We start from the raw sequence: 13,810 nt of genomic DNA, 5'->3' as shown, positions 1-13,810 counted from the left end.
AAAAGATGTGGCCTAAATATTGTTAATTTAATCATCAATATTCGTCATCGCTAAAGCCAAAGTCACGAAGGGTGGAAGATCGGTTCCTCCAATCCTTTTGGACCTTCACCCATAGTTCAAGATAAACCTTTGATCCCAATAGGTTCTCAATGTCTACACGGGAACGCTTTCCAACTTCTTTAAGCATGGATCCCTGTTTTCCAATCACAATTCCTTTTTGTGAATCTCTCTCCACAATAATGGTGGCGATAACATCGATAAGATCCTTCTCTTGCTTTCTCTCCATTTTATCGATTACGACTGCAATACTGTGAGGGATCTCTTCCCTTGTCAGATGCAGGACCTTCTCACGAATGAGTTCTGAAACGATGAAACGTTCCGGATGGTCGGTAATTTGATCAGCCGGATAGAATTGAGGTCCTTCTGGTAATTGATCCTTTAATAGTTGCAAAAGATTATCTACGTTATTTCCTTCAAGTGCTGAAATCGGAACAGTCGCCGCGAAAGGAAACAGGTCATTGTATTGTTGAATCATTGGCAATAACGCATCTGGATGGATTTGGTCAATTTTATTCAGAATAAGGAAAACGGGTGTTTTTACCCCTTTTAACTTCTCAATAATGAAATGATCCCCTTTTCCTAATCCTTCTTCAACATTGACCATGAACAAAATGACGTCCACTTCTTTTAAAGTGTTCTGAGCAATCTTCATCATGAAGTCTCCCAGTTTGTGTTTCGGTTTGTGTATCCCTGGAGTGTCGATGAATATCATTTGTGCATCATCTGTCGTGTAAACTCCCTGAACTTTGTTTCGTGTTGTTTGAGGCTTATCACTCATAATTGCAATCTTTTGACCGATTACACGGTTCAGGAAAGTGGATTTCCCAACGTTCGGTCGTCCGATGATGGAGATGAAGCCTGATTTGTATTCTGTATTACTTCCAATATTACTCATTTAAATCCTCCGGTGAAAAAGCTCCTGGTAATAGTTCTGCAACGGTTAGTTCTTCCACATCGCCTTTAAGATTTGTCAGTACGACTTTCATTTCTTTCGGGCATAATTCCGAAATGACCTGACGACAGGCTCCACATGGTGGCACCGGTCTTGCCGTGTCTGCTACAACCGCAATCATTGAATAGTCTGTATCGCCTTCTGAGTAAGCTTTGAATAGAGCTGTTCGTTCGGCACAATTACACATGCTATAGGCTGCATTCTCGATATTACAACCGTGATAGACCTTACCATCCTTTGACAGAAGGGCCGCTCCCACCTTGAATTTACTATAGGGTACGTATGCTTTTTCTCTCGCTAGTTTAGCTTCTTGTATCAATTGTTCTGCATTCATTCGTTTAACTCTCCTTTTAACCCTTACACATTCATTTTACTACAATTTTCATAAAAGAAAATGGGCTGTTATCATTTTGTAATAAAATAGTTAGATAATTCAAACTATTTATTGATTTTGTCCTTTGCTCCACTTATTCTATACAAGTATAAGAACGTTTTCAAATGAATTAAAGGCTGCAAGAGAGAAATCGTTCAATTTCTCTCTTGCAGCCTTGGTATTCGTATCTTCTTTGCTTCCATCAAAGAGCAGAAATAAGCTCAAGTAGCTTTGGAAGAAATATAATGACACCAACAATCGCAGTACAGAACGCAAAGAGTAATACGGCAGCCGAAGCAAGGTCCTTTGCCGTTTTCGCCAAGGGATGGTAGTCTGAAGTTGAAAGGTCCACAGCCTTTTCAATCGCTGTATTCATTGTTTCAAGTGCCAACACCGAAAACACCAATATGATCAGGATGATCCATTCCATGGCAGATACAGACAGCATATACGCTAAGATAAAAACAATTATCCCTACACATGAGTGAATCCTGAAATTCTGCTCCGTGGCCCATACAGATTTAATCCCGTCTACGGCATACTCAAAAGACTTCAAGAACCTGAATAGGCCGAACTTAGTCCCTTTTGAGTCCATATTCATCTAAAATATCCTTTTGTCTCTGAAACATTTTCTTTTCATCCATTGCTTCCATATGATCATAGCCCAATAAATGCAGGAAACCGTGAAGAGCAAGAAAACCCAGTTCACGGGAAAATGAATGATTATATTCTTCCGCCTGCTCTTTGGCTCGATCGATGGAAATGATAATATCACCGAGTACACGGGGAATTTGACCACCTACAATTTCAACTTCGTCCTCTCCCAATTCTTCAAGAGCAAAGGAAATCACATCTGTGGGCTGGTCCTTGTGGCGGTATTCACGATTGATTTCCTGGATTCTTTCGTTCGTCACAAACGTAACCGATACTTCGCTGTCATCTTCGACCTCTTCTTTTTTTGCTGCAAAGTTTAAGATGTTTTGCACCAAACTTGTTTCCTCTTCGGATAATTTTTCAGTTTCATCAATAAAGTCGATCAATAATGTCATGCTTCTTCTCCTTTTGCTTTAAGTTCCGGATATTCTATTCTCGGATGAAAGATTCCATTCAACGTCTCACAGAGAGACCTCTTGACTGTTTCCAATTGCTTCAATGAAATATCACATTCGTTAAACTGACCGTCCTGCAGGCGGTCTTGTACAATGGAATGAACAAGCTGTTGAATCTCTCCCTGAGTGGGAGATGTCTTCGATCTGACAGCCGCTTCTACACTATCTGCAATGCTAATAATGGCCGCTTCCCTTGTTTGTGGTTTAGGACCGGGATATCGATAATCTTCTTCCTTAACATCTTTCCCTTGTTCCTTTGCCTTATAATAAAAATATTTCAACAACGTCGTGCCATGATGCTGCTCGGCAATATCTACAATTTCCTTTGGCAACTTATGCTTACGCAGCATGTCGGCACCGTCTGAAGCATGACTTATAATAACATCCCTACTCGTCTCAGGCGAGACCCGATCATGGGGATTTTCCATATTTAGCTGATTTTCTATAAAAAAGTGTGGCCTCTTTGACTTTCCAACATCATGATAGTAGCATCCGACCCTCGCTAATAGTCCGTTTGCGCCAATGGATTCACATGCAGATTCTGCAAGATTCGCTACCATCACACTGTGATGATAAGTACCCGGCGCATCGGTCAGCAGCTTCTTTAATAATGGTTGTGTAGGGCTTGATAGCTCCACCAGCCTCATGGAAGAAAGTATGCCAAACCCGGCCTCGAAAAACGGAAGGAAACCGATTGTTAATATAGAGGAACCGATTCCTGATACCAGGGCAAACACGAGATAATACACATATTCGCTATTGGAATAAGAAGTACCGCTTAACAGAACTAAAAACGCCAGGATCAATATATTCACAAGAGCTACATAAATACCCGCTCTTAAAATATTCGAGCGCTGATTGCGGCTCACCAGGAAAAGAATCCCTGAAACTCCACTGAATAACGTATAAATAGCGATCTCTATATCGATTGAACCAGAGAACTGATGGTGAAAGACGATACTTGAGCAGGCTGATAGTATAAATATCATCATCATGGCAATCCGCTCATTCAATAAAATCCTCAGTATCATCCCCGTGAATGCAGCAGGTAATATAAAGGCAATATCATTGATCTCCATCTGGTCTATTAATCCCACAATCTTCATGATCAGCAGTGAAATCACAAATACGATACTTGTAAGGATTAAATAGTTCTGTTTTCGTTCTTCTGTTACTTCCAGGGTGTAGAAAAAGTAATACAGAGAACTGATTATGACAAGGACAAAGAGGGCTAGTCCAATATAGGGCTTGAAAGAGAACGTATTTTCTACCATCCCCATTGATTTCAGGATACTGTATACTTTCGGTGTAATCAGGTCTCCATCCTGTACAATGACTCCACCTTCAATGATTTCAACCTTTTGAACATTAACCTCAGCGAGTTTCTTCAACTCATCGGTTTTTTCTGCGTCGTAATACTGAGTAGGCTCAAGGGCAACATTTCCAAGCGCAACAGCCGCTGTAGTCAGATCACCTTTAAAACTATAGCTCGTGATCCTTTGTTCTAAATTGAATCTCGCTTCTTTTAACTCATCCTCTTTCACACCATTCTCCATAATGACTTTCAATTGAGTGGAAACGATCGTCTCCAATCGATCCAAGTCTTCTTCTGGTGCTTCTAAAAGGGTTTTTAATACTGAGTCATTCAAACCATTGGTCACATTATTATCTTTATCCTTTGGAAGCTTCCCTTTAAGCAGCTTTAGCTGCTCATTTATATCAGCCCCGGGAGAAGGCTTTAGATCCTCGGTTTCTTCATCCTTCGTTTCCGCCTTCACTTCTTTTACACTTTCAATGAGTGAGCGAAGAAGGGATATGGAGTTGTCGACGGCTCCTTCTTTCGTGGTATAGACATTCGCTACTTCAGCCTTTGCTTCTTCCCTCTTCTTCTCAGTAGCCTCATCATCAACGAATTTCTTAGGAGCCCTTATCGTTGTAGGAGCTTCTTCATACAAATTGATATCCAGGGTTTTTGGTTTTACGTTTCCATATAAAACCCCAAAAACAATAATACCAAGTAACACAAATAAGAGATTGGTAAAGAGTCGGTAGCTAAGAAAGCTCCTTATTTTGAGTAAAAATGGGTGCGTTTGCATAAAGAACCCCCTGTTATGTAAGTACAATTTCAACCAGTCCAAGGTAAAGAGCTTACAAAAAAAGCACGAGTAAAAAATAATCCATCAATTATGTAAAATGATAACAGTTTTTTACTTAATTATCTATGTTAAACCCTATAAAAAAGATTGATCCTGCATGTGTCATCTCTGTTCAAGGATGACACACTGGATCAATCTCTTTATCGTATTACTTTTCTATTGTTTCATACGCATCGATTATTTTAGCGACCAATGGGTGACGAACCACATCCGCTTGATCAAGATAAATAAACGATACTCCTTTTACATCCTTTAATATTCTTTCAGAAGAAATTAATCCTGACTCGCTACCTCTTGGTAAATCCACTTGAGAGCGATCTCCAGTGATGATCATTTTCGAATCAAAGCCAAGTCTGGTTAAAAACATTTTCATTTGTGCTTTCGTTGTATTTTGGGCCTCATCCAATATGACAAACGCATCATCCAGTGTACGACCCCTCATATATGCCAGAGGAGCGATTTCAATGGTTCCTCTTTCAATCAATCGAGCTGTATGCTCGGCCCCCAGTACATCATGCAAGGCGTCATATAGGGGACGCAGATAAGGATCTACCTTTTCCTTTAAGTCACCTGGAAGGAAGCCCAGGCTCTCTCCTGCTTCAACAGCAGGGCGTGTAAGGATAATTTTTTTAACCTGCCCGTTTTTTAACGCATGTACTGCCATTACAACAGCCAGATAGGTTTTCCCCGTACCTGCAGGACCAATCCCAAACACCATATCGTGTTTCTTGATAGCGTGGATGTATTGGCGTTGCCCAAGAGTTTTCACCCTGATGGATTTACCTTTTGCATTTTTCGTAATTTCTTCATTGTACAAATCTGTAAAGTATTCAAGTGTGCCTTGTTTGCCCATTTCCAGTGCATAGTGAACATCTCTTTGGCCAATATTGATTCCTTTACGTATCACAGCTACGAGTCGATCTGAAACTTCAAGAGCGAGACTTACATCTTCTTCCTTACCTGAAACCAGCAATTCTTCGCCTCTTGTTACGATGGAAACGTGTAATTCCTGTTCTATTAATTTAAGGTGAGAATCTGAAACACCAAACAATGCGATGGCTTCGTTGGGGTTTTCAAGTTGTAATTTCATTAAGATTTCATCTGACATTCGTTAGTCTCCTTGAATAATTGGTTGTCCTACTGCAATGTTTTCTAATACTTTGAAGTGAATTGTTACCCTAACTTTACCATTCTCAACCTTTTCTTGCAAAATTTTTTCACCTGTGACTTCTGCATCCTCAGGGAGGCTGGATTCCAAATTACTTTTGGCCAGCTTCTTAGCAGCATCAATGGCTTCTGATTTTGTATACGTTCTCTCTACATCTTCTTTCTCTTTAAAGCTTTTATCAATATAATATATAGGCAGCTCCCATTTAAGAAAACGAAGGTTCTTTTTGTTCTCTTCCACGATGGACTCTTTGTACTCAACCTTGCCAAATCCCCAAATCGGAATATTGAAAGAACCGACTCCGACATAATGTTTTCTTTTTTCATTACCGCTAAAAACCACAAATCGGGATTTCAATGGAAGATCCACGTTTGATTTATACCATGTTTCCCCCAGGATTTTCGCCTTGGCCGAAACCCCTTTAGGATCTTTTTCATTCCCGATCAAACCCGATACGAGGAGCTGACCTTTGTTTACATAGTCATTGACGTTCACCTGGGGGTCTCCTTCTTCTACAAACATTTGAGTGATAATTGCTTTCTTCTTGGCTACAATATGCTGCAGACCAGATGATTCAGATGGTTCAGGGGCATTCTTCTCAACCACTTGGAAGTGAAAGGTTGTCCCTTGCAATTCCACCCCCACCCATGTAATATTGTTCATCCTGTAGGATAGCTCCCGTTGGATATTTTCCACATCCGGCAGGGAGAATTGCAGCTTTCCTTTCGACACTCCCATTTCTTCCAGCTCTTTTCTTATACTGTGCTCCGTTTGGGGTGATGCTCCTTTAATTTGAATGTCCCAAACCATATTGGAAAGCAGGAACACAATGACGAAGAAAGCAAGTCCACCTATCATGAACCCTGAGTTCTTCAGGGAACGCTTAAACAGAAATGGAACTCCCTGACCTCTTAGAAATGTCACTTTACACTCGGATGTCCGTACCGCTCTTCGGAAGTTATGTACATCTTCTAAAGATAAGTAAAAGGTGATGGTCTCCGTTCCAGCCCTCTTCACATTCCAAATCGTGATACCCGCCCGGAGCAATTGATTAATAACCCTCTCAATTAATCTGCCTTCCATTTTTACAAATACCTTTCCTCTCAAAAAGGTAAACCACTGGTTCTTCAAATCGGTCCCCCCTATTGTTCTAAATAGATCACTTCTACGATCTTCCCCTGAAGAAGAATTTCTTCAGGAAGAATCATCTTGATGACAAATTGCTCACCTTTTATTAAAAGTTGACCTTGTTTTAGCAGAAGCCGCACCTCTCGATCTGTGAACGTCAGCAGACCGCGATGGTTTTCTATATAGATATGAATTTGTCCAATCATTGTGACGCGAGGAAGGTCCATCATGACATCTTCAGGTAAATCCATCTTCTGTGTCATCCACTTACGCATTTGTTGTAAAAAGCTTTTCGCCATAAAAAAAGAACCCCCTTTCATCTCATATTTATGAAATGAAAAGGGGTTTCATCACTCTTATTTTTGATGATGGCGTTTTTTTGATCTCGGAGGTCCAAATACCTCTGAGAAGATAAATCCTTTTACGATATCATCTTCATTTTTGAAATCGATGTTGAGAGTTGACCTTTTCTCCCTTATTTTCTTTGCCCTTGTTTGATGAGCTTCCAGTCGGCGGGAATACCGCTCTTCTTTCTTTTGCAAGTCTGCATACGTTGATTCTGCTTCCTTCTTCTTTTCTTCAAAACGGGTTTGAATGGAAGAGGCTGCGTCTTTCAATGGTTCTTTGTATTCTCTTGGCACTCTGCTGCGTGCCGGTCTCTCTCTCTCCCTTTCTCTTCCTCTTTCATAAGGTTCGGAAGGAGGGGGAGACGCCGTTTGAATCGGTTTTTGCCTTACTGGTTTAGTAGAAGGCGACTCTTTCACTTTATTGAAAATCGACGTGATGAGCCCGATCAGTATGGCTATGATTAAAGGTTCCATGGAGAAAACTCCTTTCTCACAAGGGGAAATTACTTATCTTTAGAATTTTTCGGATCATTTTTATCCCCGGTTAGTTTCCCGATCGAGTCTCTCATATCCGTATCAGCGTCGATGTTCTTTAAGTTCATATAGTCCATCACTCCGATATTGCCTGATCTTAGTGCTTCAGCCATGGCAAGAGGTACTTCTGCTTCCGCTTCCACAACCTTCGCTCTCATTTCTTCTACTCTTGCTTTCATTTCCTGCTCATTGGCAACGGCCATTGCTCTTCTTTCTTCCGCTTTCGCTTGTGCAATGTTTTTATCAGCTTCTGCTTGCTCTGTTTGCAGTTCTGCTCCGATATTCTTGCCGATATCAACGTCCGCGATATCAATCGAGAGAATTTCGAATGCCGTACCTGCATCCAGTCCTTTTGAAAGGACCGTTTGAGAAATCAGATCTGGATTTTCCAACACCTTCTTGTGATTATCGGATGAACCGATTGTTGATACAATCCCTTCCCCTACACGGGCAACGATCGTCTCTTCCCCGGCACCCCCGACAAGGCGGTCAATATTTGCACGAACCGTAATACGCGCTTTGGCTTTCACTTCTATTCCATCCATTGCAACACCGGCAATAAACGGTGTTTCGATCACTTTAGGGTTAACGCTCATTTGAACCGCTTCAAGTACGTCACGACCAGCAAGGTCAATCGCCGCACAACGCTCAAAGGTTAGTTCAATATTCGCACGATGAGCCGCAATCAGTGCATTAACCACTCTGTCTACGTTACCACCAGCTAAATAGTGACTCTCCAGCTGATTGATCGTTACCGTGATTCCAGCTTTATGGGCTTTAATTAATGGATTGATCACACGACTCGGGATAACACGTCTCAACCTCATCCCCACTAGTGTGAAAATACTGATTCTTACTCCTGCTGCGATTGCAGAAATCCACAGCATGACTGGAACAAATGTAAATAAAACAGCTAAAACGATGATGCCCACCACGATCGCAACGAGCAGTAAAATCGTACTTGGTCCTATTACCATATCTTTTTACCTCCTAAAGTATTATGAAATGTCTCTTACAACAATCCTTGAACCTTCTACCTTCACTATCTTAACCTTTTCGCCTGCTTTGATAAAGCCGCCTTCTGTCACAGCATCGATTCTTTCATCATCCACGATCACGGTTCCAGATGGTCTTAAAGGAGTTTTGGTTACACCTTCTTTACCGATCAGCTCTAATCGATTGATGTTTGATACATATCCACTTTCTGTGCTTGTTGAATCTTTTAAAATGATTTTGTTAAATAATTTCATTTTTTTACCAAACACCTTTACAAATATAATCATTGTCACAACGGCAATAAGAATAGCGATAAGAAGAGAAATTCCCATTTGCACTACATCGCCCCCTGCCAGCATGATACTTGCGAGAATCGCCCCGATGCCAAGTCCGCCTGCAATGCCCCCCGGGAGGAAAAATTCCGCAACGATAAGGGCGATTCCAGTGATAAAGAGGATGATGGTTTCGTAACCGGCAAGTCCTGCCACTAAGTGGCCATAAAAGAATAATAGAAGAGAAATCAACCCGATTGAACCGGCAATTCCAAAGCCTGGTGAATACAGTTCAACAATCAACCCAAGGCTCGCCAACGAAAGAAGGATTGGTACAACGACCGGATTTGTAATAAATCGGGCCAACTTCTCTGCAAAGGTCTCTTCGACATTTACAACCGAAGATTTATTGACACCAAGGGTTTCATATAATTCATCCAGATTTGCAACGGTTCCTTCAGAGTAGCCGACTTGCTTGGCTTCTTTTGAACCGAGAGTCAGCAGCTCTCCTTTTTCAATCCCCAATTCTTCGATCACTACCGATTCATCGGCCATGGCTAAAGCATATTGAGGATCTCTCCCATTTGATTCGGCGGCACTCTTCATGGCAGAAAGCCAGTAACTCTGAGCTTTCTTATCCGCTGCATTTCCCGCCTGATCAATCACGGCCGCAGAACCGATTTGAGCATTCGGAACCATATAGATCTCATCTGCATGAAGGGATATGAAGGCACCTGCCGATAAAGCATGATTATTCACAAAGGAAACCGTCTTTGTCTCCACGCCATCAAGGAGCTGACCAATATCACCCGCTGCCGTTACCAGACCACCGGGCGTATCAATATTAAATATAATAAGTTCAGCATTGTTTTCTTCTGCATCACTTATCGCCCTCTCCAAAAATGCATGAAGGCCTTTCTCGACTTCTTTGTGAATAGGAATAACGTATACTTTTTTTGTATTCTCAGCAGAGCTTAACAAGGGCTGTAAGAAACTAAACCCGAGAATCATCATGAAAAATATAAGTAGACCTCTTTTCAACGCAACCCCCTCGTTTCAGGTAATATTCCTTGATACTCTATGTACGTATGACCTATTAATATAGTTTCAACTTTTTTAAAAATATTATGTTATTGGGGCGGAAATTATTAATATAGTAAAAAAATTGAAAAATGTGGGTGGTTTTTGATGGGTTGACCTTAGATACGACTCGTTTGGGACTTTTCATTATGGTTTTTAGACACTTTATTATCGACTTTGGTCCTTTTATTATCGACTTTATCCATTTTATTATCAACTTTCGCATCCTTATTTTCAACCCTTATCGCTCCGGTATGAATATCCATTCAACAATAATAAAAAAACCGGAAAGCATCAAGGCTTCCCGGTTTTTCTAATCTTATGATAAATGTTGAAGAACAAGTTTGTTGACGAGAGCTCCATCGGCTTTCCCTTTTAATTTAGGCATGATTGCTCCCATCACTTTGCCCATGTCGGCTTTAGAAGTAGCACCTACCTCCGCTACTGTTTCTTGAACAATAGCAGAGACTTCTTCTTCTGAAAGCTGCTTCGGCATATATATTTCGACGTAAGTCAGTTCTGTTTGAATTTTTTCAACGAGGTCTTCGCGACCAGCGTTTTGAAATTCCTGGAGGGAGTCTTTCCGTTGCTTCACTTCTCGAGAAAGGACAGTCAACTCTTCGTCTTCAGAGAGTTCCTGATTCCCATGTTTAATCGCTTCATTTTGAAGTGAAGCTTTAAGCATACGAATAACAGAAAGCTTCTCTTTTTCTTTATTTTTCATCGCTTGTTTCATATCATCATTTAAACGATTGAGAAGACTCATACTTACACCCTCTCTTAGAACTTACGCTTTCTTGCAGCTTCTGATTTCTTTTTGCGTTTTACGCTTGGCTTTTCATAAAATTCGCGCTTTCTAAACTCTTGTAAAGTTCCTGTTTTAGAAACTGAGCGTTTGAAGCGACGAAGAGCATCTTCAAGCGATTCGTTTTTACGAACAACTGTTTTTGACATCTCTCTTTCCCTCCCTCCGAACACACTACACTTACATGTTAAAGTCAAGAAATGGTTTGTACCAATTTCTTCAGACGCAAGATGTAATCCCAGCGTCCTTTACTTCACCAATAGGTTATGGCTTTGCCCTTGGATCATTGTCACAAGGGGACAGAAAGTGTATGTCTTTCTTGGATGAATTCTTTATCTACATAAAGAAATCCATGTACTTTGCCATTATAATATATGATATGTAATAGGTCAACAATTTATCATAAAACACTCATATAATTAGGCATGTCTCACTCGTTCCTTCCATACATTTGTATTAAGCAGGCTGGTGTGTAGGAGGAATGAAATGATTTTACATGGAATCGCCTTTATTTTTTTTATCTTATGTTTTTTGCTTGGGATGACTTGGCTGCGGTCAGGACTTTTTAATATTGCGAATCAGAAGATAAAGAAATGGCTTCATTTTTTAACAAGCACTCCCACTAAGGGTGTTCTTACAGGAACGATTGTGACAGCCTTTATTCATAGCAGTTCTGCCGTTATGGTACTCACTGTGGGACTTGCTTCCTCTGGCTTGATACCGTTCAGACAGACCATTGGAATTATGCTCGGATCCAATATTGGAACAACGTTTACCCTTGAAATGTTCACACTGGATATGAATTATCTTATTGTCCCATCCATGATCATCGGATGCATCCTGTATTTCTTCCCCTCACCTTCCTTACGGAGTACGGGCATGATATTTATCGGGTTTGGATTGATCTTTACGTCGATCCGTGCGATCCAGTGGTTAGCTACTCCATTAACTTCTCACGAATCCTTGCGCACGTATATCACAGAAGTGAACGAGCATGTTGTCCTGGCACTCTTGATTGGTTGTATATTAACGGCGATCATTCAATCCAGTACCGTTGTGACAGGTGTGACGATGGGGTTTCTGGCTGCCGGCTCCATTGATCTTCATGCAGGAATCGCCATTATGCTCGGAGCAAATGTCGGTACGTGTATAACCGCCTTTATCGCAAGCATTGGTGGAGGTATCCAAGCAAAGCTGACGGCTTACGCTCACATATGGCTTAACGTTATCGGGGTCGCTCTTTTTATTCCTCTAATCCCATTACTCGGAACCGTGGTTCAATCTTTAGCGGGCTCTCCCGATTTACAATTAGCCCATGCCAGTGTCGTATTTAACATATTATGCTCGATCCTTGTTCTGCCGTTCACTAATCAATTTGCACGTTTCATTGAAAGAATTCACCATCCAAAAAAAAGCTGAACGAGGTATGATAACCTCGATCAGCTTTTTTTATTAATAGTCAGAGTCACTTGTTAAGCCTTGTACGATTTTCACACCAGAGCTCGCTCCCAGACGAGTAGCTCCAGCTTCAATCATCGCTTGTGCATCCTCAGCAGAGCGTACGCCACCTGAAGCTTTCACACCGATTTCAGGTCCAACCGTTTTTCTCATAAGAGCGATATCTTCCACAGTCGCTCCTCCAGTAGAGAAACCTGTAGATGTTTTCACATAATCTGCTCCAGCTTCTACAGCCAATTGGCAGGCCTTCACTTTTTCTTCGTCCGTCAGTAGGCACGTTTCGATGATTACTTTTGAAAGTGCTTTACCTTTAGATGCTGCCACAACAGCTTCGATATCGCGCTTAACCAGTTCATGGTCGCCACTTTTTAATGCGCCGATATTGATGACCATATCTACCTCTGTTGCTCCCTTTTCGATTGCATCTTTTGTTTCGAATGCTTTCGTTTCAGGTGTAGAAGCTCCCAGTGGGAAACCGATAACTGTACACACTTTTACTTCAGTACCGCTTAATAATTCGCTTGAATATTGAACCCATGTTGGGTTAACGCACACAGAAGCAAACTTGAATTCTTTTGCTTCCTGGCAAAGTACTTCTACTTGGTCTTTCGTTGATTCAGGTTTAAGTAAAGTATGATCAATCATACTTGCAATGTTCGTAGTCATTCATTATCTCTCCTTTAACAGTTGTCCGTACCTCTCCTATCATATCAAATCAAAGAGAAAAAGACGAGCATTTCTTCATAGCATCTCCAAAAAAAGAAAACCTTTTCATTTTTTAATTCTCTTTTAACAAAGTTTGTTGTTTTCTAACATAAAGTCTGCCAAGGTGCAAGGTGCTCCGTCAACCAGTGTGTGTGCTTAGATGGTGAGGGGAACCGCTTCGCTTTCCACGGACGTGCGGCCGTTCTTCCGCAGGAGTCTACGCAGTTCCCCTCACCATCTATAAGAAATATTCGTGTCAGAGCTTATAGGGACAAAAAAACAATCTTAAGAAAACAGAATTACACAAGAGGAAATCGACCACTACTCTCTTTAAATGAGGTTGTTTTCCAAAGAAATTTATATTGATTTTATTAGAATTACTTCAAGTTGAAAAAGTTGATTAGATTTATCAGTGACCTTCTTCTTGCGTTTCGATGTCCTTCTTGGTTTTAATCCAAAGCAACCGTAAATTCAACCCAAGTCCGTCTATCTATATTATTAGGCATTCAGAATGTAGAAGAACAAAGTGGATTGTAGCGGAAGGCACTTGACTCCTGCGGGATATAGAGGAAAGGTCGAGACCCCACAGACGGAACGTCGAGGAGGCTCGACTTCCTCCCCGCGGAAAGCAAGTGCCTGGAGCGGAAAGGAACGGTCTAAGTTTTGA

Annotated in this window: 15 protein-coding genes; 1 reads left to right on the top strand and 14 read right to left on the bottom strand. The window is 41.1% G+C overall.

What is annotated here, in order from left to right; translation table 11 throughout:
- Nucleotides 1-34: 34 nt before the first annotated feature.
- From era to rpsU, 13 genes are all read right to left on the bottom strand, one after another.
- Nucleotides 35-955: a GTPase Era gene (gene era, locus ACFQWC_RS01950; RefSeq protein ID WP_044339614.1), complete on the bottom strand. Its 921-nt coding sequence runs from the start codon at nt 953-955 to the stop codon at nt 35-37.
- Nucleotides 948-1,346, bottom strand: a complete 399-nt coding sequence (locus ACFQWC_RS01945; RefSeq protein ID WP_034757514.1) for a cytidine deaminase — start codon at nt 1,344-1,346, stop codon at nt 948-950. Before ACFQWC_RS01945 ends, era begins: the two co-directional genes overlap by 8 nt.
- Before the next feature lie 241 nt (nt 1,347-1,587).
- On the bottom strand, nt 1,588-1,986 hold the full coding sequence (locus ACFQWC_RS01940) for a diacylglycerol kinase (protein WP_377105822.1): 399 nt from the start codon (nt 1,984-1,986) through the stop codon (nt 1,588-1,590).
- Complete coding sequence (ybeY, locus tag ACFQWC_RS01935) at nt 1,961-2,434, bottom strand: rRNA maturation RNase YbeY (RefSeq protein ID WP_299738492.1); 474 nt, start codon at nt 2,432-2,434, stop codon at nt 1,961-1,963. The genes ACFQWC_RS01940 and ybeY overlap by 26 nt, the downstream gene beginning before the upstream one ends.
- Nucleotides 2,431-4,590 (bottom strand): HD family phosphohydrolase, encoded by a 2,160-nt coding sequence (locus ACFQWC_RS01930; protein WP_377105820.1) that lies wholly within the window; start codon nt 4,588-4,590, stop codon nt 2,431-2,433. Before ACFQWC_RS01930 ends, ybeY begins: the two co-directional genes overlap by 4 nt.
- A 208-nt stretch (nt 4,591-4,798) precedes the next feature.
- Entirely contained in the window at nt 4,799-5,758 is a 960-nt protein-coding gene (locus ACFQWC_RS01925; RefSeq protein WP_299738496.1) for a PhoH family protein, read from the bottom strand.
- Nucleotides 5,759-5,761: 3 nt separating this feature from the next.
- Nucleotides 5,762-6,949 carry a sporulation protein YqfD gene (yqfD, locus tag ACFQWC_RS01920; RefSeq protein WP_299738497.1) on the bottom strand — a complete coding sequence of 396 codons (1,188 nt, stop codon included), beginning with the start codon at nt 6,947-6,949 and terminating at the stop codon, nt 5,762-5,764.
- A gap of 11 nt (nt 6,950-6,960) precedes the next feature.
- Nucleotides 6,961-7,245, bottom strand: a complete 285-nt coding sequence (yqfC, locus tag ACFQWC_RS01915) for a sporulation protein YqfC (RefSeq protein ID WP_034757499.1) — start codon at nt 7,243-7,245, stop codon at nt 6,961-6,963.
- Between the two features lie 57 nt (nt 7,246-7,302).
- Entirely contained in the window at nt 7,303-7,767 is a 465-nt protein-coding gene (locus tag ACFQWC_RS01910) for a hypothetical protein (RefSeq protein ID WP_299738501.1), read from the bottom strand.
- Between the two features lie 29 nt (nt 7,768-7,796).
- Nucleotides 7,797-8,798: a flotillin-like protein FloA gene (gene floA / locus ACFQWC_RS01905; protein WP_299739623.1), complete on the bottom strand. Its 1,002-nt coding sequence runs from the start codon at nt 8,796-8,798 to the stop codon at nt 7,797-7,799.
- Nucleotides 8,799-8,825: 27 nt separating this feature from the next.
- Entirely contained in the window at nt 8,826-10,136 is a 1,311-nt protein-coding gene (locus ACFQWC_RS01900) for an NfeD family protein (protein WP_377105816.1), read from the bottom strand.
- Nucleotides 10,137-10,494: 358 nt separating this feature from the next.
- Complete coding sequence (locus ACFQWC_RS01895) at nt 10,495-10,941, bottom strand: GatB/YqeY domain-containing protein (protein ID WP_299738503.1); 447 nt, start codon at nt 10,939-10,941, stop codon at nt 10,495-10,497.
- Nucleotides 10,942-10,955: 14 nt separating this feature from the next.
- Nucleotides 10,956-11,129, bottom strand: coding sequence for a 30S ribosomal protein S21 (rpsU, locus tag ACFQWC_RS01890; RefSeq protein WP_032087602.1), 174 nt, complete (start codon nt 11,127-11,129; stop codon nt 10,956-10,958).
- Nucleotides 11,130-11,466: 337 nt separating this feature from the next.
- On the opposite strand from rpsU, the gene ACFQWC_RS01885 reads away from it, so the two are divergent.
- A complete protein-coding gene (locus ACFQWC_RS01885) occupies nt 11,467-12,399 on the top strand; it encodes a Na/Pi symporter (RefSeq protein ID WP_299738516.1) in 933 nt (310 codons plus the stop codon).
- 33 nt (nt 12,400-12,432) lie between these two features.
- Here ACFQWC_RS01885 and deoC read toward each other — a convergent pair whose 3' ends face one another.
- Entirely contained in the window at nt 12,433-13,104 is a 672-nt protein-coding gene (deoC, locus tag ACFQWC_RS01880; RefSeq protein WP_044339604.1) for a deoxyribose-phosphate aldolase, read from the bottom strand.
- Nucleotides 13,105-13,810: the final 706 nt, after the last annotated feature.

The organism is Rossellomorea sp. GCM10028870, assembly GCF_042666755.1.
In the GTDB taxonomy this organism is placed as follows: Bacteria; Bacillota; Bacilli; order Bacillales; family Bacillaceae_B; genus Rossellomorea.
Note: the sequence above shows the minus strand (reverse complement) of the source record. Positions and strands in the feature narration are given on the sequence as shown.